At 73.0% G+C, this 24,225-nt stretch carries 23 protein-coding genes; 13 read left to right on the forward strand and 10 right to left on the reverse strand.

Going from position 1 to position 24,225, the window contains the following annotated elements; translation table 11 throughout:
* Positions 1-24: 24 nt before the first annotated feature.
* Positions 25-963, reverse strand: a complete 939-nt coding sequence (gene coaA, locus C4U03_RS12460) for a type I pantothenate kinase (protein WP_103937870.1) — start codon at positions 961-963, stop codon at positions 25-27.
* A gap of 156 nt (positions 964-1,119) precedes the next feature.
* Between coaA and glmS the strand changes: the two genes are divergently transcribed.
* The gene (glmS, locus tag C4U03_RS12465; protein WP_103937871.1) at positions 1,120-2,964 is read left to right on the forward strand and encodes a glutamine--fructose-6-phosphate transaminase (isomerizing); all 1,845 of its coding nucleotides are present in this window, start codon (positions 1,120-1,122) and stop codon (positions 2,962-2,964) included.
* 20 nt (positions 2,965-2,984) lie between these two features.
* Here glmS and C4U03_RS12470 read toward each other — a convergent pair whose 3' ends face one another.
* From C4U03_RS12470 to C4U03_RS12480, 3 genes are read right to left on the reverse strand one after another with little or no spacing between them, the layout of a single operon-like run.
* Positions 2,985-3,473, reverse strand: a complete 489-nt coding sequence (locus C4U03_RS12470) for a hypothetical protein (RefSeq protein ID WP_103937872.1) — start codon at positions 3,471-3,473, stop codon at positions 2,985-2,987.
* Positions 3,470-4,936 (reverse strand): sensor histidine kinase, encoded by a 1,467-nt coding sequence (locus C4U03_RS12475; RefSeq protein WP_235017796.1) that lies wholly within the window; start codon positions 4,934-4,936, stop codon positions 3,470-3,472. The genes C4U03_RS12470 and C4U03_RS12475 overlap by 4 nt, the downstream gene beginning before the upstream one ends.
* Positions 4,937-4,941: 5 nt before the next feature.
* Complete coding sequence (locus tag C4U03_RS12480) at positions 4,942-5,616, reverse strand: response regulator (RefSeq protein ID WP_200827203.1); 675 nt, start codon at positions 5,614-5,616, stop codon at positions 4,942-4,944.
* A 100-nt stretch (positions 5,617-5,716) separates the two neighbouring features.
* On the opposite strand from C4U03_RS12480, the gene C4U03_RS12485 reads away from it, so the two are divergent.
* Positions 5,717-7,480 carry a hypothetical protein gene (locus C4U03_RS12485; RefSeq protein WP_146087353.1) on the forward strand — a complete coding sequence of 588 codons (1,764 nt, stop codon included), beginning with the start codon at positions 5,717-5,719 and terminating at the stop codon, positions 7,478-7,480.
* Here the strand turns inward: C4U03_RS12485 and C4U03_RS12490 are convergent.
* From C4U03_RS12490 to C4U03_RS12500, 3 genes are all read right to left on the reverse strand, one after another.
* Positions 7,477-7,665 carry a DUF397 domain-containing protein gene (locus tag C4U03_RS12490; protein WP_103937875.1) on the reverse strand — a complete coding sequence of 63 codons (189 nt, stop codon included), beginning with the start codon at positions 7,663-7,665 and terminating at the stop codon, positions 7,477-7,479. The genes C4U03_RS12485 and C4U03_RS12490 overlap by 4 nt on opposite strands.
* A 409-nt stretch (positions 7,666-8,074) precedes the next feature.
* Positions 8,075-8,296 (reverse strand): DUF397 domain-containing protein, encoded by a 222-nt coding sequence (locus tag C4U03_RS12495; RefSeq protein WP_103937876.1) that lies wholly within the window; start codon positions 8,294-8,296, stop codon positions 8,075-8,077.
* A gap of 49 nt (positions 8,297-8,345) precedes the next feature.
* On the reverse strand, positions 8,346-9,218 hold the full coding sequence (locus C4U03_RS12500) for a helix-turn-helix domain-containing protein (protein WP_103937877.1): 873 nt from the start codon (positions 9,216-9,218) through the stop codon (positions 8,346-8,348).
* Between the two features lie 313 nt (positions 9,219-9,531).
* Between C4U03_RS12500 and C4U03_RS12505 the strand changes: the two genes are divergently transcribed.
* From C4U03_RS12505 to tsaD, 9 genes are all read left to right on the forward strand, one after another.
* A complete protein-coding gene (locus C4U03_RS12505) occupies positions 9,532-9,915 on the forward strand; it encodes a holo-ACP synthase (protein ID WP_103937878.1) in 384 nt (127 codons plus the stop codon).
* Positions 9,912-11,417 carry an NAD(P)H-hydrate dehydratase gene (locus tag C4U03_RS12510; RefSeq protein WP_103937879.1) on the forward strand — a complete coding sequence of 502 codons (1,506 nt, stop codon included), beginning with the start codon at positions 9,912-9,914 and terminating at the stop codon, positions 11,415-11,417. The genes C4U03_RS12505 and C4U03_RS12510 overlap by 4 nt, the downstream gene beginning before the upstream one ends.
* 128 nt (positions 11,418-11,545) lie before the next feature.
* Positions 11,546-12,688, forward strand: coding sequence for an alanine racemase (gene alr, locus C4U03_RS12515; protein WP_103937880.1), 1,143 nt, complete (start codon positions 11,546-11,548; stop codon positions 12,686-12,688).
* Complete coding sequence (locus C4U03_RS12520; protein WP_103937881.1) at positions 12,681-13,802, forward strand: alpha/beta fold hydrolase; 1,122 nt, start codon at positions 12,681-12,683, stop codon at positions 13,800-13,802. The genes alr and C4U03_RS12520 overlap by 8 nt, the downstream gene beginning before the upstream one ends.
* Positions 13,799-14,272 (forward strand): tRNA (adenosine(37)-N6)-threonylcarbamoyltransferase complex ATPase subunit type 1 TsaE, encoded by a 474-nt coding sequence (tsaE, locus tag C4U03_RS12525; protein ID WP_103937882.1) that lies wholly within the window; start codon positions 13,799-13,801, stop codon positions 14,270-14,272. Before C4U03_RS12520 ends, tsaE begins: the two co-directional genes overlap by 4 nt.
* Before the next feature lie 120 nt (positions 14,273-14,392).
* Positions 14,393-15,502, forward strand: coding sequence for a hypothetical protein (locus C4U03_RS40380; RefSeq protein ID WP_103937883.1), 1,110 nt, complete (start codon positions 14,393-14,395; stop codon positions 15,500-15,502).
* Between the two features lie 73 nt (positions 15,503-15,575).
* Positions 15,576-16,268 (forward strand): tRNA (adenosine(37)-N6)-threonylcarbamoyltransferase complex dimerization subunit type 1 TsaB, encoded by a 693-nt coding sequence (gene tsaB, locus C4U03_RS12535; RefSeq protein ID WP_103937884.1) that lies wholly within the window; start codon positions 15,576-15,578, stop codon positions 16,266-16,268.
* Positions 16,265-16,759: a ribosomal protein S18-alanine N-acetyltransferase gene (rimI, locus tag C4U03_RS12540; protein ID WP_103937885.1), complete on the forward strand. Its 495-nt coding sequence runs from the start codon at positions 16,265-16,267 to the stop codon at positions 16,757-16,759. Before tsaB ends, rimI begins: the two co-directional genes overlap by 4 nt.
* A complete protein-coding gene (gene tsaD, locus C4U03_RS12545) occupies positions 16,756-17,793 on the forward strand; it encodes a tRNA (adenosine(37)-N6)-threonylcarbamoyltransferase complex transferase subunit TsaD (RefSeq protein ID WP_103937886.1) in 1,038 nt (345 codons plus the stop codon). Before rimI ends, tsaD begins: the two co-directional genes overlap by 4 nt.
* On the opposite strand, the gene C4U03_RS12550 is transcribed toward tsaD, so the two are convergent.
* The 3 genes from C4U03_RS12550 to C4U03_RS12560 form a co-directional block, all read right to left on the reverse strand.
* Positions 17,790-18,755, reverse strand: coding sequence for a phosphotransferase family protein (locus C4U03_RS12550; protein ID WP_103937887.1), 966 nt, complete (start codon positions 18,753-18,755; stop codon positions 17,790-17,792). The two genes, tsaD and C4U03_RS12550, sit on opposite strands and share 4 nt — an antisense overlap.
* 208 nt (positions 18,756-18,963) lie before the next feature.
* Positions 18,964-20,034 carry a hypothetical protein gene (locus C4U03_RS12555; protein ID WP_146087354.1) on the reverse strand — a complete coding sequence of 357 codons (1,071 nt, stop codon included), beginning with the start codon at positions 20,032-20,034 and terminating at the stop codon, positions 18,964-18,966.
* Between the two features lie 445 nt (positions 20,035-20,479).
* Entirely contained in the window at positions 20,480-21,745 is a 1,266-nt protein-coding gene (locus C4U03_RS12560) for a class I SAM-dependent methyltransferase (RefSeq protein ID WP_146087355.1), read from the reverse strand.
* Between the two features lie 329 nt (positions 21,746-22,074).
* Here C4U03_RS12560 and groES point away from each other — a divergent pair, with 329 nt between their 5' ends.
* Entirely contained in the window at positions 22,075-22,383 is a 309-nt protein-coding gene (groES, locus tag C4U03_RS12565; protein WP_103937889.1) for a co-chaperone GroES, read from the forward strand.
* Between the two features lie 168 nt (positions 22,384-22,551).
* Entirely contained in the window at positions 22,552-24,171 is a 1,620-nt protein-coding gene (groL, locus tag C4U03_RS12570; protein WP_103937890.1) for a chaperonin GroEL, read from the forward strand.
* Positions 24,172-24,225: the final 54 nt, after the last annotated feature.

A 24,225-nucleotide genomic window follows, 5' to 3' on the forward strand; every position in this document is an offset into this window, starting at 1 on the left:
GGGGGATCCTCGCCGCGTCCGGGGTCAGATCCGCCGCAGGCGGATGCGCTGGACGCCGTGGTCGGCCCCCTTCTGCAGGACCAGGGTGGCGCGGGCCCGGGTGGGCAGGATGTTGGAGACCAGGTTGACCTCGTTGATCTCGCGCCACACCCGGTGCGCGAACGCGGCGGTCTCGTCCTGGTCCACCTGGGCGTACCGGTGGAAGTACGAGCGGGGATCGGCGAAGGCGGTCCGCCGCAGCGCGAACAGCCGCTCCACGTACCACTGGCGGATGTGCTCCACCCGCGCGTCCACGTAGACCGAGAAGTCGAAGAAGTCGGAGACGGCCAGCGATCCGGCCGGCGGGGCCTGTAGCACGTTCAACCCCTCCACGATCAGGATGTCGGGCCGCCGCACCGTCTGCTGGGCGCCCGGCACGATGTCGTACTCCAGATGGGAGTAGACGGGGATGGAGAGCTCCTCGGCGCCGGCCTTCATCGCCGCCACGAACCGCAGCAACGCGCGGCGGTCGTAAGACTCCGGGAAGCCCTTGCGGTCCATCAGCCCCCGCTCGGCCAGCACCGCGTTGGGGTGCAGGAAGCTGTCGGTGGTGACGAGTTCCACCGAGGGATGCTCGGGCCAGCGGGCCAGCAGCGTCCGCAGCAGCCGGGAGGTGGTGGACTTGCCGACCGCCACGCTGCCGGCCACCCCGACGACGAACGGGGTGGACTGCACCGCGCCGCCCAGGAAGTCGCCGACCGTGTCGCGCAGCCGCCCGTCCGCCAGGAAGAACAGGTTGAGCAGCCGCGACAGCGGCAGGTAGATCTCCTCGACCTCGGTGAGGTCCAGCGGCTCGCGCAGCCCGCGCAGCGCGTCCAGCTCTCCCGGGGTCAGCGGCAGTGGGGTGTCGGCGCGCAGGGCGCGCCATTCATCTCGGGAAAGCTCCACATAGGGACTTGGCACCGTGTCCCATCCCAGTGTCATGGGGGGGACTATAGAGCCCCGGGGATACGCCCTGCCCCGTGCGCGTTCGCGGCCTGCCCCCGCTCGGTCACCCGACGGGGCGTTCCCCGTAAGCGGCCCGTCATCCCCGAACCCACCAGTACAGAGATGGACCGTTCAATAGGTAGTGTGGCCGCCATGTGCGGAATCGTGGGCTACGTGGGCTCCAAGCCCGCGCTGGACGTCGTCATCGAGGGCCTGGCACGGCTGGAGTACCGGGGCTACGACTCGGCCGGGGTCGCGATCCTGGCCGACGGCGGGCTGGCGACGGCCAAGCGGGCGGGCAAGCTGGTCAACCTGCGCCAGGCCCTGGAGGAGGAGCCGGCCCCCGAGGGGACGGCCGGCATGGGGCACACCCGGTGGGCCACCCACGGGCCGCCCAACGACCGCAACGCCCACCCGCACGTGGACTGCTCCGGCAGGATCGCGGTCATCCACAACGGCATCATCGAGAACTTCGCCTCGCTGCGCGCCGAGCTCGCCGAGCGCGGGCACACGCTGAGCTCCGACACCGACACCGAGGCGGTCGCCCACCTGCTGGAGGAGGAGCTGCGCGAGGTCGGTGCCCTGACCGAGGCGATGCGCCGGGTCTGCCGCCGGCTGGAGGGCGCCTTCACCCTGGTCGCGGTGTACGCCGACGACCCGGACGTGGTGGTGGGCGCCCGCCGCAACTCGCCGCTGGTGGTGGGCGTCGGGGACGGGGAGAACTTCCTGGCCAGCGATGTCGCCGCGTTCATCGCGCACACCCGCGACGCGATCGAGCTGGGTCAGGACCAGGTGGTGGAGCTGCGCCGCGAGGGCGTGACCGTCACCGACTTCGACGGCAAGCCCGCCGAGGTGCGCGAGTACCACGTCGACTGGGACGTCACCGCCGCCGAGAAGGGCGGCTACGACTACTTCATGCTCAAGGAGATCGCCGAGCAGCCCCGCGCGGTGGCCGACACCCTGCTGGGCCGGATCGGCACCGACGGCCGGCTCTCACTGGACGAGATGCGCATCTCCGACGAGCAACTGCGCGAGATCGACAAGATCATCATCATCGCCGCGGGCACCTCGTACCACGCCGGGCTGATCGCCAAGTACGCCATCGAGCACTGGGCCGGGGTGCCCTGCGAGGTGGAGCTGGCCAGCGAGTTCCGCTACCGGGACCCGATCCTGACCCGCACCACGCTGGTGGTCGCGATCTCCCAGTCCGGCGAGTCGATGGACACCCTGATGGCGGTGCGGCACGCCCGTGAGCAGCACGCCCGGGTGCTCGGCGTGTGCAACGTCAACGGCTCCACGCTGCCCCGCGAGTGCGATGGGGTGCTCTACACCCACGCCGGCCCCGAGATCGGGGTGGCCGCCACCAAGACCTTCCTCACCCAGCTCGTCGCGGTCTACCTGATCGCCCTCTACCTGGCCCAGGTACGGGGCACCAAGTGGGGCGACGAGGTCTTCGCCATGGTGCAGCTGCTGGCCACCATGCCGGAGAAGGTCGAGAAGGTGCTGGAGACCATGGACCCGGTCCGCGAGCTGGCCCGCTCGCTGGCCGACGAGCACTGCGTGCTGTTCCTGGGCCGTCACGTGGGCTTCCCGGTGGCGCTGGAGGGCGCGCTCAAGCTCAAGGAGCTGGCCTACATGCACGCCGAGGGCTTCGCCGCCGGCGAGCTCAAGCACGGCCCGATCGCGCTGATCGAGGACGGCCTGCCGGTCGTGGTGGTGGTGCCGCCGCGCGCCCGCGCGGTGCTGCACGACAAGATCGTCTCCAACATCCAGGAGATCCGCGCCCGCGGCGCCCGCACCATCGTGATCGCTGAGGATGGCGACGACTCGGTCGAGCCCTACTCCGACATGGTGATCCGGGTGCCGGCGGTGCCCACCCTGCTGCAGCCGCTGGTGGCGACGGTGCCGCTCCAGGTGTTCTCCTGCGAGCTGGCCACCGCCAAGGGCCACGACGTCGACCAGCCCCGCAACCTGGCCAAGTCCGTCACGGTCGAGTAGCACGGCGCGGCCGAGCGGGCTCATTCCAGCAGGTCGGCGAACTCGTCGCAGGCGTGGCTGACCCAGTTGTCGCCCTCGGAGTCCGGCAGGCCCACCAGCATCACCCGCCTGATGCCGGCGATCGTCTGGGCGGTGCACACGACCTGGGCACGGGCGATGCGCGGCCACGGCAGCTTCCCGTCCACGTCGACCATGAGCATGCTCGGGTCGTCCGCGACGCGCACCAGGAGGTCCCGGGCGGGTACGGCGTTGCGCAGGCCGCGGTGGCGTTCGAGCGAGGTGGGCCGCACCCCGAGCTGGGTGACGGCGTGGTGGGGGTGCCCGGGCAGCCCCGGCCGCACCACCGGGACCAGGCGCTCCCGCGCGGAGACCAGGTACACGGTGACGGAGGTGTCGCGGCTGCCGATGAACGGCTTGTCGCCCGCGCTGATGATGCCGGTGGGCCGGATGCCGCAGCCGGTGAGGAGCGCGCAGGACACCGCGGTCAGCGCCGCCGCCGTGCGCCTCATCGCCGGTCCAGGGGGAGCCACAGGGTGAACACCGCGCCTCCTTCGGCGGCGTTGGCCGCCTCCAGCGTCCCGCCGTGTAGGCGGGCGTTCTCGCGGGCGATCGACAGCCCGAGGCCGCTGCCCTCGCTGCGCGTACGGGCCGCCTCCGCCTTGACGAACCGGTCGAACACCAGGGCCAGCATGTCGTCGGGTATCCCCGGGCCGCGGTCGGTGATGGTGAGCTCAAACCCGGGGCGGTCCCTCCGGGAGGCGGGCCGGAAGTCCAGCCGGACGGGCGGCGCGCCATGTCGCAGGGCGTTGCCGGCGAGGTTGGCGATGATCACGTCGAAGCGGCGCGGGTCCAGCCGGGCGACCAGGTCGTCCGGTCCCCGCACCGGCACCTGGCCGGACCAGCCGCGCGCGGCCAGAGTCGCCGTCACCGCCTCGGCCACCACCAGGTCGTCGGGCACCAGGGCCGCCGCTCCCGAGTCGAACCGGCTGATCTCGATCAGGTTTTCCACCAGCACTCCCAGCCGCCGGACCTCCGCCACGACGAGCCGGGCGGCGGTGCCGCCCGCGGGGGAGGCGCCGCCCTCCTCGGCCAGCACGTCGGTGACCGCGATCATCGCGGTGAGCGGGGTGCGTAGCTCGTGGGACACGTCGGCGACGAACCGGCGCGAGGCCGCCTCCATCGCGCGCAGCTCCGTCACGGTTCGCTCCAGCGCCTCGGCGGTGCCGTTGAACGTGCGGGCCAGGTCGGCCAGCTCGTCCCGGCCGCGCACCCGCAGCCGGGTCTCCAGCCTGCCGTCGCCCAGCGCGCGGGCCGCGGTGCCCAGCTGGCGCACCGGGAGCAGCACGCTCCGCGTGGCCAGCAACGCCAGGACGAACGCCGCCGCCAGCGCCATGACGTCCGCGATGGCCACCGCCCGGGTGAAGGATCGCAGGTCGGCCTCCTCCCGCTGCAACGACACCGAGACGAAGACGATCGGCGGCGTGGTGCGCTGCGGCTCCTCGACGGTGGTCCGGTAGCCGGTCACGTGCGTGCCGACCAGCAGGTAGGGACGTCCGTCGTGGACCACCCGCTGGAACACCATCCCCCGGGCGGCCCGGCGGGCGAACTCGCGGCCGACCGGCACGTGCAGCTGGGGGCCGACCTCATGAGGCAGCGGCACCTCGCGGTCGAGCGGTAGCGCGACCGCATAGGCCCTGGTACGACCGTCCTGCTTGGTCAGCGCCCGTTCCAGGTCCGCGGCCACCGCATGGCCGGCGTCGGGCGGCAGCTCCGGCGGCACCGTCCGGGCGACCGTCTCACGGACCTCGGCGAGCACCGCGTCCTGGGTGCGCTGCAGTATCGCGCGGCGGACCAGCACGTACGCCAGCCCGGAGGCCAGCACCGATGACAGCAGCGCGACCGCGCAGAAACCGGCGACCATGCGGACCCGCAGCCCGGAGAGCCTGCCGAGCAGCGCCCGTGGTGACCTCACGGCCGTCAGGACGCGCAGAACCGGTAGCCGAAGCCCCGGACGGTCTCGATGAGCCGCGGCTCGGACGGCTCGTCCTCGATCTTGGCCCGGATGCGCTGCACGCAGGCGTCCACCAGCCGGGAGTCGCCGGGATAGGCGTGCTCCCAGACGGCGGCCAGCAGGTGCCGGCGGGTCAGCGCCCGGCCCGGCCGGCGGGCCAGTTCCAGCAGCAGCCGCAGTTCGGTCGGGGTGAGGCGCAGGTCGCGCCCGCCCTTGGTGACCTTCAGCGCGGCACGGTCGATCACCAGATCGCCATGGGAGGTGCGGTCGGCCGGCGTGTTCTCGGCGCGGCGCAGCACCGCGCGGATACGGGCGTCCAGCACCCGGGGCTCCACGGGTTTGACCACGTAGTCGTCCGCGCCCGCCTCCAGACCGAGCACCACGTCCAGGTCGTCGCCGCGCGCGGTCAGCAGGATGACCGGCAGCGCGTCGTCGCGGCGGATGCGCCGGCACAGCTCGATCCCGTCCAGGCCCGGCAGCATCACGTCGAGCACGGCGATCTCCGGGCGCCGGGCCCGCAGCGTCTGCAACGCCTCCTCGCCGGTGGTCTGGGAGATGACGCCGTGCCCGAGCCGGGACAGCGCCAGGTCTAGAGCGGCACGGGCCGAGGGGTCGTCCTCGACGAGGAGAATGGTCGCCACCGCGTCATTATCGGCCACGTCCGGATCACGGCCCCGAATGTCTCCGAATCCGGACATTTCCCGGACTCGATCATGACGATGCGCCGGAACGGTGGGGCGCATGAGCGACGTGATCGTGCAACGCCGGCCCTCACCGCCCGCCGTCCCGCCGTCGTGGCGTCGCGGCGGGATGGCGTGGCGGCGTCGCGGCGGGATGGCGTGGCGGTCGTGGGCGCTGGTCGCGGGCTGGGCCGCGGCGGTGTGCGCGCGGCTGTGGTCGGCTCGCGCGCGGATGTCGCCGGCCGCCGACCCGGACGAGTCCGGTTACCTGGCGGCCGCCCGGTGGCTGACGGGCGGGCCGGGGGGTGACCTGTCCGGCCACACCTTCTACCAGGGCGGGTACCCGCTGCTGCTGACCCCGGCGTACTGGTTCGGTGAGGACCCGGCGACCGTCTACGCACTGGTCAAGGTGATCAACGCGCTGGTCGGGGCGGCGATGTTCCCGCTGGGGTACGCGCTGCTCCGCCGCCTGGGGCTCGGCGTGTGGACCGCCATGCCGGTGGCCTGGGCGGCGGCGCTGCTTCCCGCGGTGACGTTCTTCGGCGCGTTCGCGCTGGCCGACGCGGTGCTGCCGGCGATCCTGCTGAGTTGGCTGCTGGCCCTCGACCGTTGTGCGCGGCGCGGGGGCACGTACTCGGCGGTGGGGGCGAGCCTGGCCGCCTGCCACGCGTACGCGGTGCATTCCCGCGGGGCCGTGATGCTGGCCGTGCACATCGTCGCGTTCGGCTTCGTCGCGCTGCGCCGTTCCGAAGGCCGGGGCCGGACCCTGGCCGCCGGGTTCGCGACCGTGGCGGCGGGATGCGCGGCGGCGTCGGTGCTCAACGGCCTGTTGCGATCGGCCCTCTACCCGGGTGGGGCCCGTGACCTGGCGGCCAATATCGGTGGCCGGGTGACCACCTTGGAAGGACAGGCGTGGGCGCTGTCCGGAGCGGCCGGCCAGTTGTGGTACCTGGTGGCCGGCACCTGGGGTCTGGCGGGGATCGGACTGGCGGCGTCGGTGGCGGCCTTGGTACGGCGCGGTACCCGGGTCGAGACACGGCTGACGGCGGCCGCGCTGCTGGCGACCACGTTGGGGATCGCGTACGCGTCGGCGGCGGCGCTACCCGACGAGCACCGGGTGGGCAACTTCGCCTATGGCCGCTACCTGTCGTGCGTTGCGCTCGTCTACACGCTGGTGGGGGCGGCGGCGCTGCTGCGGCTGCCGCCCGCCGCGAGGCTGCGCCTGGCGCTGGCGGCCGGGGCGCTGATGGCGGTGACGGGGCTGTGGGTGACCTGGTACGCCGGGGAGCGGCTGCGCACCCATCTCTTCATCGGCTTCGACTTCCCCGAGATCTCGTTCCTGACGCTCGACCGGACGGCGTTCCATCTCGGCAGGGCGTCACTGGCCGCTCTGGCCCTGCTCATCGCATTCGTGGCGCTGAGCCGCGCCCCTGCGCCGTGGGCGGTCGTGGCCATGGGGCTGCTCGTCGTCAACGCGGCCGCGATGGTGTTCGTCATGGGGCCGCGGTCGCCTCGCCCGCAGGCCGGGCACCCGTTGCCCGGCCCGCACGTGGGCGGCGTCGCCCTCGATCGGTCGCTGCACTGGGAGGTGCGGACGAGACTGTTGTATCCCGTGTGGTGGACCCGCATGAGCGACATCGACACCCGAAGCGAGCGACCCGCCCCGGACGTGTGCGTCGTGGTGGTGAACCACCCGGACGGAACGCCGCTGGAGGCTACCTGGCCGGGGCACCCCGCCGGGTGGCGTCCCCACCCGGGGAGGGCGTGGACGGCCGGCTGGGCGGCCTGGCGCGCACCCTCCTGCCCGATGGGGCCGGCCCGCTAGCGGACGTCCGTTTTGATCCGGGTCAGCAGGGTCCGCCAGCCGTCCGGGGAGACCCTGAGCACGGGGCCGCCGGGCTGCTTGCCGTCGCGTACGCCCACGTACGCGGCCAGCCTGGCCGTCTCCACGCAGCCGGCGTTGGGGCCGCAGTGGGTGCTTTTCCGCCATGTGGGTGGCTGAGCGAACATCGTGCTGCCTTTCCGGTCCGGTGCCGGCGGTGCTCCATGGGGGTTCCGGAGATCACGATGACATCCGTAATGTCGGATTCGTGATTGTGGAACGGTATCAGGGGTACCCGTCGGAGAGTGTGCCGCAAGCCGTTGAAATATCCCCGTGGACCGGTTCTCAAACGGGACGGCGGGTGCGAGCTGTGGACCGTACGGGGCGCCGGTTAATCAATGCAATGTGCATTGCATGTTGCGCTATTTGGTCCGGATGGCCGGGATTGTCGTCCGGTCGCCGGTGACTCGCGAGGATGGTGGAGTCACCGGCCCGGTTCGGCCGCCGGTGTCCGCGGCCGGTCGGTCGTCCGGCGGGCTCGGCCCGCCGGTGCATCAGGGCCCGGGATCGTGCCGGGCGCAGGGGCGGTCGGGCGCGTCAGGCGACGTCGAAGGCGCCCGACTTGACCTGGTCGGCGAAGGCCTGCCACTGGCCGGGCGTGAACCGCAGCACCGGGCCGCCGTCACCCTGCTTGCTGTCGCGGGCGCCCAGGTGGCCGACGGTCAGCCGGGCCACCTCCACGCAGGTGTTGTTGGCGTGGCAGGCGGAACCCTTCCGCCAGACCGCCGCCGGAAAATCAAAAGAGAATGCGCTTTCCACGCGTGTCCATCCTTTTTGGGTCGTTACCTGATGCGCTGCGGTGAGGCGGTCAGCTCCGCCACCGCTCCCGGGCGATACGAGAGATTCGCTCCAGCGATTCCTCGTTCCCGAGGGTCTGTCCGGCCAGGCTCTCCCAGGCCAGCCGATAACTGTGAGTGACCGACTCGTGCTGGGACTGCGTGGCGGTGAGACTTTCGGTATGTACCACGTCCGGGAAGGTCACATCGTAGGCCGGGGAGAATTCCAAAAGGATGAACGACTCGCCCACGATCGGCTGGTGCGGGCCGTCGAGCGGGAGGACGCGAAGGCGCAGACTGGGCAACGCGGCCAATTCCAGGAGACGGTTCAGTTGCTCGTGCATCGTGGCGTGGTCGCCGACCCGCCGCAGCAGCACCGCCTCGTCCAGCACCACCGACAGCCGCAGCGGGTTCGGCCGGGTGAGCAGTTCCTGCCGTCGCATCCGCACCTCGACGCGGCGCTCTATGGCCTGCGGCGTGATGGTCGCGATGGTGTTCCAGCCCCGGATCACATGGCGGGCGTACCGCTCGGTCTGCAGCAGGCCGGGTATCACCTGGCTCTCGCACTGCAGTGCCGCGTCGGCCTCGTCCTCCAGGGCGATGAACGCCGCGTACTCGGCCGGCAGGTCGGAGTACTGCGCCCACCAGCCCCGCTGTCCGGCCTCCTCGGCCAGGGCCAGTACCTCGCGCAGATGGGACCCGTCGACCTCGTACAGCTCCAGCAGCAGCCGGATGTCGGAGACCCGGGCGCCGATCCGCGCGTTCTCGATCCGGCTGACCTTGGACGGCGACCAGCCGAGGAGCTCGGCGACCCCGTCGCCGGTCAGGCTCCGCTCCTCGCGCAGGCGCCGCAGCTCCGCGCCCAACCGGCGCTGACGGACGGTGGGGGTACGCGACGTCGCCATCGCTGCCTCCGTCCGGTGGGACAATCCTGTTGTTCCGCGATCCCCGCGGGGTTGTGCGCCGGTCCTGCTTGCATCAGGCCTGCATCAGGCGGTGCATATTGCAGCATTACCCTACACCACGCCCCTGCCCTGTCATGACCGTTGATTGGAATGGCGTTGACGAAGCCGGGCCGCCGTGCGATTGGCCGGAGCGAAAAGGGGGGCGGTGCGACTATTCGGCCGATATCTGTGCGTTGCGGGCATTCCGGTGCGCCGTGCACGGACTCCGCCGGCCGGGCCGCACCGGCCGGGCCCGGCGTGGCAGTCTTGGGGGGTGATCGTGGGTGTGGGCATCGACGTCGTCGACATCGCCCGGTTCGAGCAGTCGCTGCGGCGCACTCCCGGCCTGCGGACCCGGCTGTTCACCGAGACCGAACGGCCCATGGCGGTGCGCTCGCTGGCCGCCCGGTTCGCCGCCAAGGAGGCGCTGGCCAAGGCGCTCGGCGCGCCCCGGGGGCTGCTGTGGACGGACGCGGAGATCCGGCGGGCCCCCGACGGCAGGCCCACCCTCCACGTCCAGGGCACCATCGCCGCCGCCGCCGAGCAGCGCGGCGTGGGCCGCTGGCACATCTCGCTCAGCCACGACGGGGGTATCGCCACCGCCGTTGTGATAGCCGAGGCGGTGCACGGACCGCAGCGACGCGATGGGGAGCCATGAGATACGCGCACGAGGTCGGGAAGGTACGGGCGGCCGAGCAGGCCCTGATGGCCCGACTGCCGGAGGGCGCGCTGATGCGGCGGGCGGCGGCCGGGCTGGCCGCCACCTGCGCCCGGCTGCTGCCCGGGGTGTACGGCGCGCGGGTGGTGCTGCTGGTCGGCGGCGGTGACAACGGCGGCGACGCCCTGTACGCGGGGGCCGGGCTGGCCCGGCGCGGCGCCAGCGTCGTGGCCGTCCTGGCGAGCGACAGGTTCCACCGGGAGGGGCTGGCCGCGCTGCGGACCGCCGGCGGCCGCGTGCTGAAGGCGGCAGACACCGGGCCGGTCGGGGCGGCGATCGAGGACGCCGACCTGGTGATCGACGGGCTGACCGGCATCGGCGGGACCGGCGCGCTGCGCGAGCCCTACGCGGGCCTGGCCCGCCGCACCGAGGACATCGACGCGATCGTGGTGGCCTGCGACGTGCCCAGCGGAGTGGACGCCGGGTCCGGCCGCGTGGAGGGCGCCGCCGTCCGCGCCGACGTGACGGTGACGTTCGGGACCTACAAGCCCGGCCTGCTCATCGACCCCGGCGCCGCCCACTGCGGGGTCGTCGAACTGGTCGACATCGGGCTGGGTGCTCACCTGCCCGACCCCGACGTGGTCGCGGCCTGGCCGGTCGACCTGCGCGTCCCCCAGCCCGGATCCGAGTCCGACAAGTACCGGCGCGGTGTCGTGGGCGTCCTGGCCGGCAGCGAGCGCTACACCGGCGCCGCCGTGCTGTGCGTGGGCGGGGCGGTGCACGGTGGCGCGGGCATGGTCCGGTTCGCCTCCACACCCCATCCGGTGGAACTCGTCCGCCACCACTGGCCCGAAGCCGTCACCACGGTCATCGACCGCACCTCCGCGGCACTGGAGCAGGTCGGCCAAGTCCAGGCGTGGGTGGTCGGCCCCGGGCTGGGCACCGACGAGGACGCCGAGGCCCTGGTCGAGGCGGTACTGAGCACCGACCTGCCGGCGCTCGTGGACGCCGACGGCCTGACCGTGCTGGCCCGCCGCCGCGACCTGCTGCGCCGCGAGGCCCCCACCGTCCTCACCCCGCACGCCGGGGAACTGACCAGGCTGCTGGGGAACCGGACGCCCCGGCAGACGATCGAGGCGCGGCGGCTGGAGTGCGTACAGCGCGCGGCGGCCGAACTATCGGCCACGGTGCTGCTCAAGGGCTCCACCACGCTGATCGCCGAGCAGGACCGGCCGGTGCGGGTCAACCCCACCGGCACCCCGCGGCTGGCCACCGCCGGCACCGGCGACGTGCTGTCCGGCCTGATCGGGGCGCTGCTGGCGGGCGGCATGCCGGCGATCGAGGCGGCCACGGCGGGCGCCTACCTGCACGGGCTGGCCGGCCGACTGGCCGCCGCGCCCCCCACGGACGGCCCGTCCGGCCCCGCTCCGGGACGTGAGGCGCCGATCAGCGCGCAGGACGTCGTTACCGCACTCCCTGACGCTTTTCGTACCCTGGCTTGACCTGCTCTTCCGGGGAACCCCGGAGCCCCGTGGTCGGGCCGGACGATCCTCGCGCCGTCGACGCGCGTCTGACCCTGGGGGCATGAGCGCCCGTCACCGACGGCAAGGGGACGGCACACTTGGGTGTCATGAAGGAGCCAGTAGAGGCACGCGTGGACCTCGACGCCGTCCGCGCCAACGTCGCGCTGCTGCGCGAGCGGGCGGGCGGCACCGAGGTCATGGCCATGGTCAAGGCCGAGGCGTACGGGCACGGCCTGGTCGAGACGGCCCGTGCCGCGCTGGACGGCGGGGCCGCCTGGCTCGGCGTCGCCCGGGTGGCCGAGGCGCTGCGGCTGCGCGCCGCCGGGATCTCCGCCCCGGTGCTGGTGGCCGTGGCCACGCGCGGGGAGCCGTACGAGGACGCCGTGGCGGCCGGGGTGGACCTCACCGTGGGCTCGGCCTGGCTCGCCCGGCGGGTGACGGAGGCGGCGGAACGCTCCGGCCGGGCCGCCCGCGTCCATCTGAAGGTCGACACCGGCCTGTCGCGTGGCGGCGCGACCATGGCGGACTGGCCGGCCACGGTGGAGGCGGCGCTGGCCGCGCAGGCGTCCGGCCATCTGGAGGTCGTCGGGCTGATGTCGCACTTCGCCTGCGCCGACGAGCCCGGTCACCCCTCGGTCTCCAGGCAGCTCACGGCGTTCCGGGAGGCCGTCGAGTACGCCGAGAAGGCCGGGGCTCGCCCGCGGGTGCGGCACCTGTCCAACTCGGCGGCCACCCTGACGCTGCCCGAGGCGCGTTACGACCTGGTCCGGCCGGGCATCGCGATGTACGGGCTGACGCCGATACCGCAGGCGGGGACGTTCGGGCTGCGGCCGGCGATGACGCTGGTGGCCGAACTGGCCGCGGTGAAGCGGGTGCCCGCCCGCAGCGGTGTGTCGTACGGCCACACCTATGTCACCGAGCGGGAGACCACACTGGGGCTGGTCCCCGCCGGCTACGGGGACGGGGTGCCCCGGCACGGGTCCGGTCTGCTGGAGGTGCTGGTGGGTGGGCGGCGCCGCCGGATCGCCGGCCGCGTGTGCATGGACCAGTTCGTGGTCGACCTGGTCGACGACGCCGTGCCCGCTGGAGACGAGGTGCTGTTGTTCGGGCCCGGCGACCGTGGCGAGCCCACCGCTCAGGAGTGGGCGGACGCGCTCGGCACGATCTCCTACGAGATCGTCACCCGGATCGGGACCCGGGTACCCAGGGTCCACACGGGCACGGCGGTGGAAAGGACCGTGGATGGCTAGCAGGAACAGGCGGCGGCTCGGCATCGCCGGGGCGGTGGCCGGGCTCGGCGCGGCCGGGGTCGGCGCGGCGGTCGGCACCCGCCGGTTCGTCGTCGGCCGCCGGCGGTTCCACCCCGACCCGGAGGCGGAGGAGCCGTTCGGCCGGCTGCGCGGCCGGCCGCTGACCGTCCTGGCCGACGACGGCCTGCCCCTGCACGTGGAGATCGACGAACAGCCCGGTGAGGGCGTCCCGCTGACCGTGGTGTTCTGCCACGGCTACACCCTCAACCAGGACATGTGGCACTACCAGCGGCGCGACCTGACCAGGGGCATGCCGCCCGGGAGCCCGCCGATGCGGTTGGTGTTCTGGGACCAGCGCAGCCACGGCCGGTCTGGGCGCAGCCGCCCCGCGCACGCCACCATCGACCAGACCGGTGCGGACCTGCACGCGGTGCTGCGCGCCACGACCGGGCCGGACGACCCGGTGGTGCTGGTCGGGCACTCCATGGGCGGCATGTCGGTCATGGCGCTGGCCGACGGGTATCCCGAGCTGTTCGGCGCGCGGGTCGTCGGGGTGGCGCTGATCAACACCTCCGAGGGGCTGCTGGCCGAAGTCACGCTGGGCCTGCCGATGGCGCTGGCCAGGCTGGTGCAGCCGCTGACCCCGGGGGTGCTCCGGGGACTGGGCAGCCGTCCCCGCCTGGTGGAGCGCGGCCGGGCGCTCGGCGCCGACGTGGCGTTCATGGTGACCCGCCGGATGGCGTTCGCCGACAAGTACGTCAGCCCGGCGGTGGTGGACTTGCTGGAACAGATGATCCGGGCGACCCCGATCGACGTGATCGCCGAGTTCTATCCCGCGCTGATGTCGCACGACAAGGCCGCGGCGCTGGCCGTGATCGGTCGGGTGCCCACGCTGGTGATGGTCGGTGACCGCGACCTGCTGACCCCGCTGGCGCACGGCCGCCGGCTGGCCGGGGCGCTGCCCGACTGTGAGCTGATCGAGGTGGAGGAGGCCGGGCACGTGCTGCCACTGGAGCATCCGGGCATGGTCACCGGCGGGCTGCGCCGGCTGGTGGAGCGGGTCCGTCCCGCCGTCGCGGAACGGTCGACCCGAGCAGATCGGAGGCGGGCATGAGCGGCCCGGTGACGTTGCCGGTGGCCACCGCGGACGACATGCGTGGCCTGGGGATTCGGCTGGCGGGGCTGCTGCGGCCCGGCGACCTGCTGGTGTTGTCGGGCGATCTGGGGGCGGGCAAGACCACGCTCACCCAGGGGCTCGGCGAGGGCCTGAAGGTCCGCGGGCCGATCACTTCGCCGACGTTCGTCATCGCGCGGGTGCACCCCTCGCTCGGCGGCGGGCCCGCGCTGGTCCATGTGGACGCCTACCGGCTGGGCGGTTTCGCCGAGCTGGACGACCTGGACCTGGACGCCTCGCTGCCGGACTCGGTGACGGTGGTGGAATGGGGCGAAGGGCTGGCGGAGAATCTTTCCGAAGAACGCCTCGAAGTGGTGATCATTCGCGGTGATACGGACACTGAGGAACGCACCGTGAAGGTCGCCGGTATCGGCCCCCGGTGGGCCGGTCTGGCCGAGGCGCTGGGCTGATCGCGGAAGCCCGGAGTTTTTTCTGGGGGCACCGTTGAGCCGCTTTACGGTGATATGCCTTACTCTTTGCCGGAACGAACCTCACCTTCGTGACACATATCGGAGCCAGGGGTGAGACCGGTGAGTGGGAACCATCGAAGCGGGAGCCACCGCGCCGACGGCGGAGGTTACCGTGGGGACGGCGGCGGATACGGGCATGGGCGCGGGGGCGAGGAGCCGCCCGGGCGCAGCGGCTCCTACCGGGATCACCCGGCCGACGGAGGCCGATATCCACACGGTGGGAGCGGCCAGTACGACAGCGGCCGGCATCGCAGCGGTCAGTACGACGCCGGCCAGTACGACGGTGGCCAGCGTCGCAGTGGCCAGTACGACGCCGGCCAGTACGACAGTGGTCAGCGTCGCGGCGGCCGGTACGACAGCGGTCAGTACGAGGGCGGCCGACGCCGTAGCGGCGAGTACCGCAGCGGCCGTTACGACGCCGGCCGGTCCACCGGCGGCCGGTACCCGCGCGGCAGCAGCGGAAGCCACCGGATCGTGCACAGCCGGCCGCCGCGCCGCCGGCTGGCCGCCGTGCTGCTGGGCGCCGCCGCGGGGGTGGCCGCGTGCATCCTCGCGGTCTTCCTCGTGCTGGGCATGAACGAGGGCGATAAGGACACCGGCGGCATCGCCAACAGCGGCGCCACCACCGGTGAGGACGCCCCCGGCTCCGGCGAGCGCACCATCGTCCCCGACGCCTGCCAGACGGTCAGCGACGACCTCGCCGCCGAACTGGCGCCCGACGCCGACCGCACCCAGTCCGACACCTACCAGGCCAGCGACCGGCAGAACCAGTGCGTGTGGGGCGCCTACACCGGCAAGCACAAGCGCGTGCTGACCGTCGAACTGCGGGCCATCGCCGGAACGGGCGGCCGCACCGGGGCCGACACGGCGGGGCAGACCTTCCAGACCGAGCGGGAGGCCGACGAGTCCGGCAAGTCGCTGCTGGCCGGCCACAAGCTCACCGAGAAGCGCGACGTGCAGGACGTGGGCGACGAGGCGTACGTGATCTACGCGGTCGACTCCGCCCAGGACTCCGGCGAGGCGATCGTCAACGCCCGGCTGGGCAACGTCCTGGTCACCGTGCACTACTCGGGCACCGACGACGGCAAGGAGCTGGGCGCCGACCCGGCCATCGACGGGGCCACCGACGTCGCCAAGGAGGCCATCACCGCCCTAGGCGAGGGCGGCTGACGCCCGCGGGCTCGCTCGTTTCCCGCGTGCTCCGGGGGCCACGGCGTCTCCACTGCGGGTAACCTCTGGACCCGTGCTGGTCCTGGCTTTCGACACCGCGACCGCAGCGGTCACCGTCGCGCTCTACGAGTGGATCCCGGGCGCGGGAGTGCGGCCGCGCGCCGCCGCCGACGCGGTCGACGCCCGCCGCCACGCGGAGGTGCTGACCCCCGCGATCGCCGGCGTGCTGGCGGAGGCGGGCGCGGTCCCCGCCGACCTGAGCGCCGTGGCCGTGGGCGTCGGCCCCGGCCCCTACACCGGGCTGCGGGTGGGCCTGATGACGGCGCGGGCGCTGGGTGAGGCGCTCAAGATCCCGGTGCACGGCATCTGCTCGCTGGACGCGATCGCCTGGGCGTCCGCCCGCGACGAGCCGTTCGTGGTGGCGACCGACGCCCGCCGCAAGGAGGTCTACTGGGCGCGGTACGAGTCGGCGCGGGTGCGGACCACCGGCCCGGCGGTGAGCCCGCCCGCCGAGGTGCTCGCCGAGCTGGGCGTCGGCCCGGGCGAGCTGCCCGTCATTGGCGAGGGCGCCGCGCTCTACCCTGCGCAACTGGGTGCCGCCGCCGACCCCCTCCCGCTGCTGCCGTCGGCCGCCGCGCTCGCCGAGCTGGCCGTCACCCGGCTGTCCGGGGCGGACGGGTTGCCGTTGCTGCCCCCTGAGCCGCTCTACCTGCGCCGGCCGGACGCCCGGGCCCCCGGTCCCCGCAAGAAGGTGAGCCAGGGATGACCGCCGCGCTGCGGGCGATGACGGCCGCGGACGTGCCCGCCGTCATGGCGCTGGAGAACGAGACGTTCCCCGAGGACGCCTGGAGCGAGCAGATGCTCCGCGACGAGCTGGCCGGCCAGCCGCACGCCCGGCACTACGTGGTCGCCGAGGAGCCGTCCGGCACGATCGTCGGCTATGCCGGGTTGGCCGCCGCGGGCGGGCAGGGCGACGTCCAGACGATCGCGGTGCGCGCCGACCGGCAGGGCCGGGGGGTGGGCGCCGCGCTGCTGACCGAACTGCTGGCCGAGGCCGCCCGACGCGGCTGCGCGGAGGTCTTCCTGGAGGTGCGCGCCGACAACGACCGGGCCCGCGCCCTGTACGAGCGGTTCGGCTTCGAGCGCATCGGCGTGCGCAAGTGCTACTACCAGCCGTCCGGTATGGACGCCATCGTGATGCGCTGCCAGGCGCGCGAGTCCGGGCCGGCCGGCTTTGTGAGGGGGAACGTACGGTGATCCGCGACTCCGAGCCCCTGGTATTGGGCATCGAGACGTCCTGTGACGAGACGGGGGTCGGCGTCGTCCGCGGCACCACGCTGCTGGCCGACGCCATCGCCTCCAGCGTGGACGAGCACGCCCGGTTCGGCGGCGTGGTGCCCGAGGTGGCCTCCCGGGCCCATCTGGAGGCCATGGCGCCCACCGTGGAGCGGGCGCTGGCCGAGGCGGGGGTCGCCTTCGCCGACGTCGACGCAATCGCGGTGACCGCCGGTCCCGGGCTGGCCGGGGCGCTGCTGGTCGGGGTGGCCGCCGCCAAGGCCTACGCGCTGGCGCTGGGCAAGCCGCTGTACGGGGTCAACCACCTGGCCGCGCACGTGGCCGTCGACCAGCTCGAACACGGCCCGCTGCCCAAGCCGTGCGTGGCCATGCTGGTCTCCGGCGGGCACTCGTCCCTGCTGCTGGTCCCGGACGTGGCCACCGACGTGCGGCCGCTGGGCGCCACCGTGGACGACGCCGCGGGCGAGGCGTTCGACAAGATCGCCCGGGTGCTGGGGCTGGGCTTCCCCGGCGGCCCAGTGATCGACCGGATGGCCCGCGAGGGCACCGCCGACGCCATCGCCTTCCCGCGCGGCAAGTACGACGACGGCACCTACGACTTCTCCTTCTCCGGGCTGAAGACCGCGGTGGCGCGCTGGGTCGAGGCGCGCGAGCGGGCCGGCGAGCCGGTCCCGGTCGCCGACGTGGCCGCCTCGTTCCAGGAGGCGGTGGTGGACGTGCTGACCGCCAAGGCGCTGGCCGCCTGCCGCGCGCACGGGGTGAAGGACCTGCTGGTGGGCGGGGGAGTGGCGGCCAACTCCCGGCTGCGGGCGCTGGCCGCGCAGCGCTGCGAGGCCGCCGGGGTGCGGCTGCGGGTGCCGCGGCCCAAGCTGTGCACCGACAACGGCGCGATGGTGGCCGCCCTGGGCGCCGAGCTGGTCGCCTCCGGGACCGTCCCCTCCGAGCTGGACCTGCCCGCCGACTCGGCCCTGCCCATCACCACCATCCGCCTCTAGGGCTCCCGGACTCGGCCGGTGGCGGCGCCCAGGCGGGCCAGGGGGCCGGTCAGGTAGTCCTCCAGCGGCGCGACGAGGGACCGGTCGAGGATCCGGCCGTCCTGCTCGGGCAGCAGGTCGACGACGCTGCGCAGGTCCCAGTAGGGGTCGTGGACGTAGCCGCCGGAGACCCGGTCGAAGGCGTCCAGGAACCGGTCGGCGACCGCCGGGCCGTAGCGCAGCGCCAGGCTCCAGCGCATCTGCGCGATGTCGACCGCGATCGGCCCGTAGGAGGCGGCGGACCAGTCGACCACCCCGGTCAGCCGGCCGTAGGACCACAGTGTGTTGCCCGGCTGGTAGTCGCGGTGGATGAAGCGCGGCGCGGCCTCGGGGGCGGGCCGGGCGGCCAGCTCGAACGCCTGCTCCCACAGCCCGGCGCGGACCGCGTGCTTGGGCGGCAGCCGCACGTTCAGCCGGTTGTAGGGGACGTACGGCGGCATCGTGGCGGCGCCGCTCAGCGAGTGCACCGCCAGCAGCGCGGCGGCCAGCTGGATCAGGTACTCGGACAGCTCGTCGGCCCCCGGGCCGGGCGGGTGGCCGATCAGCCGGGTGATCAGCAGCGCCGGGGCGTCGCAGTAGGCCCCGGCCGGGTCGGCGGCCACCAGTTCCGGGGTGGGGATCGGGCAGCCGGCCAGCAGCGCCAGCGCGGCGATTTCGCGCTCGGGGGAGAACTCCGGCTCGGTGGCGGCCCGGTCGCGGTCGGCCCAGCGGCGCAGTACCAGCCGGTGCACGCTGCCGGAACGGCTCTCCACCAGCAGCGCGTGGTTGACGTGCCAGGTGCCCCCGGCCAGCGGGCGGACCATCTTGACCTCGGCGCCCGGGCCGAGGCACTGCTCCACCCAGCGCAGGGTGTCACCGCCGGGGGGCCGGATGGGTGCCTGCAGCGGCGGTACGGATGCCTGGGAACGGGTCACGCGGTCCATCAAAACGGATTCCGAACGGTATTGGGAGTGATTTTGCGAAGACGGAACGTAGCAAAATGCACGTCATCGGCATGTCGGTGCGATCACTGTTCGGTCGTGACCGTCGATTGACGGACATAAGGTACGGATACCGTTCGGTATCTGAAAGGCGGTTCTCGGTGATCCATCGCGGGTTACGAGCGGCCGGGCCGCGGCCATGAGCGCGGCTTTAGTCCTTGTCCTCCTGCCGGGGGCGCAGCAGCACCTCGGCCAGCGCGAGCATCGTCTTCTCCAGGGTGGCCAGCCGCCGCAGCACGTCCTCGCGCACCACGCCCACCTGTGCGGCGACGTCGCCGTGTACTCCGGTGACCTGCTTGCCGATCTCGTCGTGCACCGCCTCGACCCGCCTGGTGACGTCGCCGTGCACCGACTCCACCCGGCGGGAGACGACGTCGACCCGGGCGGTGAGGTCCGCCAGCGCGCCGTCCACCCGCCGGGCGACCTCCTCGTGGATGCCCTCGATCCGGCGCCGCACGTCGTCGTGGCCGTCCTCGAATCGGCGGGAGAACTCCGCCAGCCGGCCGGAGAACCCCTCCAGCCGGCCGTCCAGCCCGGCCAGCCGGCCGCCGACGCCCTCCACCCGGCCGTCGACGGCGTCCAGGCCGTGCTCGACCCGCTCGGCCAGCTCGGCGCACGAGCGCTCCACCCGGACGGTGATCTGCCGGACCGAGTGCTCCAGCCGCTCGCCTCGGTGCCCCAGCTCGGCCAGCGCCCTGTCGATCCGGTTGAAGCGCACCGAGGCGGCCTCCATGCTGCCCTGCAGCCGGTCCAGACGGCGGGCCATCTCGTCCATGCGCTGGGCGGCCTGCTCGGCGGTGGCCTGGACGTCCCGGGTGCCGTCCAGCACCCCCTGGAGCCGGGACAGGCCCTCGTCCACCTGCTCGGCCACCACGGTGACGTCGGCCCGCAGCGCGGGCAGCTCGGCGACCGGCTCGGCCCGCTCGGCGACGGCGTCGATGTGCTCGGCCAGCCCCTCGGCCCACTGCGGCGGCCGGCCGGACAGCCGGTCCAGCTGCCCCAGCACGCCGTCCAGCCGCCCGGTCAGGCCGCCCAGCTCGCGTTCCCTGACCTCGCGCAGCAGCCATTCCACGCCTTCCATGCGCCGGCGCAGCTCGTCCAGGACCTGGCCGTGCGAGCGCTGGTCGTGCACATGGTCCTGGGCCGCCCGGGCGAGCAACTCCCGCATCCGGTCCGAGACCGGTTGACCCACCGCCTGCCGGAAGCTGTGGTTGTTTTCCACCCGAAGCCCCTTCGTGTGCCGAAGCGCGAACGAATATGCACGGCATTGAATCCGGTGAAGCCAACTGTAGTGGTTTCCGGACGGCATTATCGGGCGGGACGAAAGGGTGGCACCGGCTGCCGATCGCGGCTGTCATCCGAAAGTGCGGACGCATCGCCCGGACGGGGAATCGGCCGTTCTAGGGGCCGATGTTCCCGGCTGGGCGGTGCCTATGTCCGGGTGCTCGGCCGGATGGCACCTATGCCTGTGTGCTCGGTTGGACAGCACCTATGCCTGTTTTGCCACCCCTGCCGGGCGGTGGCGCGGCCGGCCCGCTCCCGGTGCCCGGCCGGCGGCCGGCGCGATCCGGCTCTTTCGCAATTCTGCCCGCCGGATTGCCGAAGCTCCGGCGTGCCTGCGGCGGAACGGGAAGACGCGCCGCAAAGAATCGGCCTTTTTTGCGGGGTCATGACGTGTCGCGTGCGGAGGCTTTGTGTTGTTCGAGGCTTGGGAGATCTTTCGGATGCGTCAGCAGGGCCACCGGCGCCTTGCCCACCCGGGTGAGCACCAGCGTCAGCTCCTGTTCGCCGTGTCCCGAGGTCCGGCGGCCCTTTCCCCCGAAACCCAGGTCATGGCGCAGCCGCTGCACGTCCACCGCCGAGCCGCGCTTCTTGACCGTCAGCGTCCCGATCCGCCGCCGCCGCAGCTCCGCGCGCAGCCGCTTGACCGAGAACGGCATCACCTCGTCGATCTCGTAGGCGGCGGCGAACGGCGTCGCGACCAGGGCGTCACCGGTGATGTAGGCGATGTGCTCGTCCGCCAGCCCGCCGCCGACCGCCGCGGCCACCTCGGCCACCAGGTGCGCCCTGATCACCGCGCCGTCCGGCTCGTACAGGTACCGGCCCCACTCCCGTACCGGCGCCGTCCCCGGGTCCTCCTCCGGCGCGAGTGTCCACACCCGGCCACGTCCGTCCAGCAGGGTCGCCCGGCGCCGCGCCCGCCCCGCCAGCGCTCCCGACCACAGCGCCGCCTCCTTGACGTCGCCGGCCACCGAGATCCACTCGGTCTCCGTCCCCTCCGGGACGGCCTCGTACGGGATGCCCGGCGCCGCCTTGACGCACCCGGCCGGGGCCCGCCCCACCAGCTCCAGCACCACGTCCAGCGGCGGCTCGTACGACCGGGGGTCGAACACCCGGCCCCGCGAGGTCCGCCGCCCCGGGTCCGCGAACACCGCCGCGAAGCCCGCCGGGTCCTCCTCGGTGGCGTCCCCCTGCCGTACCGACGCCAGGTCCGACAGCCCGAGCGCCGTGAGGTTGGCCCGGGCCACCGCCGCCGTCAGCGGGTCGCGCTCTACGCCCTCGCCCCGGCACCCGGCCCGCGCCCGCGCGGCCAGGTCCGCGCCGATCCCGCACCCGAGCTCCAGCACCCGGCCGCCGTCGAGGTACGCCGCGAACCGCCGCGCGCGGTACTCGGCCACGCACGCCCGCGTGGACTGCTCCAGGCCCGCCTGGGTGAAGTACATGCGGGCGGCGTCGTCACCGAACTTCTCCCGGGCCCGCGCCCGCAGCCGTACCTGGGTGAGCGCCGCCGCCACCAGAGCGGCCGGATACCGCTCCCGCAACCGGGAAGCGGTGCCGAGCAGGCCGTCCTCGCTGACGTCCGCCTCCGCCGCCTCGGCCAGCAACGCCTGCCCGGGGCCGCTGAGCAGCTCCTCGAAGCCCTCCAAATCCACGTCCAGACATTACTGAGGGTCGTCAACCCGCGGTGCCGCAGGCGCCACCGCGGGAACGTGCGGTACGGGCGAACCCGGAGGCGGCGAGGGGGTCCCGGGTTCCCCGGCCGTTCACCTGAGCGGCGGATGGGTGACCCCGGGCCCGTGTTGACGAGGTAGAGGGGACGGCATAATCTCCATGACTGGCACTCGGAGTATGAGAGTGCCAACCAAGCGACAAGGTCGGTCTGGCACCCGCGACGACAGGCCGGTCCAGGGTCGCCTCTTCTGTCACATGTGCGACCGGCACGATCAGGCCGGTCGAGGACCATCGAAGGGGAGGTCAGATCGTGACGACCGCCACCAAGGTTGCTCTCAAGCCGCTCGAGGACCGCATCGTTGTCCAGCCGCTTGAGGCCGAGACCACCACCGCGTCGGGCCTGGTGATCCCCGACACGGCGAAGGAGAAGCCGCAGGAGGGCACCGTCCTGGCGGTGGGCCCGGGCCGCGTCGACGACAAGGGCAACCGCGTTCCGCTGGACGTCAAGGTCGGGGACGTCGTCCTCTACAGCAAGTACGGCGGCACCGAGGTCAAGTACAACAACGAGGAGTACCTCGTGCTCTCGGCCCGCGACGTGCTCGCGATCATCGAGAAGTAATTCCGACCGGCACGTACCGATACGTGATGCACCGGCCCGGCCCGTCCGGGGCTCCAGGGTGTCCGCCGCGGCGCGGCGGGCACCCTGGGGAGCTTCGGGGGGTGTGGAGGCGCCTTCCTCCACGGTGACCCGCGGCGGCCGGGGCGGGTGCACGAGAGGACGCTTTCCATGGCGAAGATCCTGGAGTTCGACGAGGACGCGCGGCGCGCGCTGGAGCGCGGCGTCAACGCCCTCGCGGACGCCGTCAAGGTGACGATCGGCCCGCGCGGCCGCAACGTGGTCATCGACAAGAAGTTCGGCGCGCCGACCATCACCAATGACGGCGTCACCATCGCCCGCGAGGTGGAGCTGGAGAACCCCTACGAGAACATGGGGGCCCAGCTCGCCAAGGAGGTGGCGACCAAGACCAACGACGTCGCCGGCGACGGCACCACCACGGCGACCGTGCTGGCCCAGGCGATGGTCCGCGAGGGCCTGCGCAACGTGGCCGCGGGCGCCTCGCCGCTGAGCCTCAAGCGCGGCATCGACGCCGCCGCCGCCTTCGTCTCCGACCAGCTGCTCAAGTCGGCCCGCGAGGTCGAGGAGAAGAGCGAGATCGCCCATGTCGCGACGATCTCCGCGCAGGACGCCCAGATCGGCGAGCTGATCGCCGAGGCGTTCGAGAAGGTGGGCAAGGACGGTGTGATCACCGTCGAGGAGTCCCACACCATGGGGCTGGAGCTGGAGTTCACCGAGGGACTGCAGTTCGACAAGGGGTACCTGTCGCCGCACATGGTGACCGACCCCGAGCGCATGGAGGCCGTCCTGGAGGACGCCTACGTGCTGATCCACGAGGGCAAGATCTCCAACGTGGCGGAGTTCCTGCCGCTGGCCGAGAAGGTCGCCCAGACCAAGAAGCCGCTGCTGGTGATCGCCGAGGACGTCGAGGGCGAGGCGCTGGCGCTGCTGGTGGCCAACAAGATCCGCGGCACCTTCACCTCGGTCGCGGTCAAGGCCCCCGGCTTCGGTGACCGCCGCAAGGCGATGCTCGGCGACATCGCCGTGCTGACCGGCGGCCAGGTGGTCAGCGAGGCGCTCGGCCTCAAGCTGGACTCCATCGGCCTGGAGGACCTGGGCCGGGCCCGCCGGATCACCGTCACCAAGGACGCCACCACCGTCGTGGACGGCGCCGGCGACGCCAAGGAGATCGAGGACCGGGTCCGCCAGATCAAGGTCGAGATCGAGTCCAGCGACTCCGACTGGGACCGCGAGAAGCTGCAGGAGCGGCTGGCCAAGCTGGCCGGCGGCGTGTGCGTGCTGCGCGTCGGCGCGGCCACCGAGGTGGAGCTGAAGGAGAAGAAGCACCGCCTGGAGGACGCGATCTCCGCGACCCGGGCCGCCATCGAGGAGGGCATCGTCTCCGGCGGCGGCAGCGCGCTGGTGCACGTCGCCCACAGCGGCTTCGAGACGCTCGGGCTGTCCGGCGACGAGCGTATCGGCGCCGAGGCGCTGCGCCGCGCGCTGGTCGAGCCGGCCCGTTGGATCGCCGAGAACGCCGGCCAGGAGGGCTACGTCGTCACCTCCAAGGTGGCCGAGCTGCCCGCCGGGCACGGCTACAACGCCGCCACCGGCGAGTACGGCGACCTGGTGGCGCAGGGCGTCATCGACCCGGTGAAGGTGACCCGCTCGGCTGTCACCAACGCCGCCTCGATCGCCGGCATGCTGCTGACCACCGAGGCCCTCGTGGTGGACAAGCCCGAGGAGGAGGAGCCGGCCGCCGGCGGCCACGGCCACGGGCACGGCCACTGATCCAGGCCACCCGGCCCTGAGGGACCCCCGCCGGTCACGGCGGGGGTCCCTTTC

Origin of the sequence: Thermomonospora echinospora (assembly GCF_900108175.1) — a bacterium.
Taxonomy (GTDB): Bacteria; Actinomycetota; Actinomycetes; order Streptosporangiales; family Streptosporangiaceae; genus Thermomonospora; species Thermomonospora echinospora.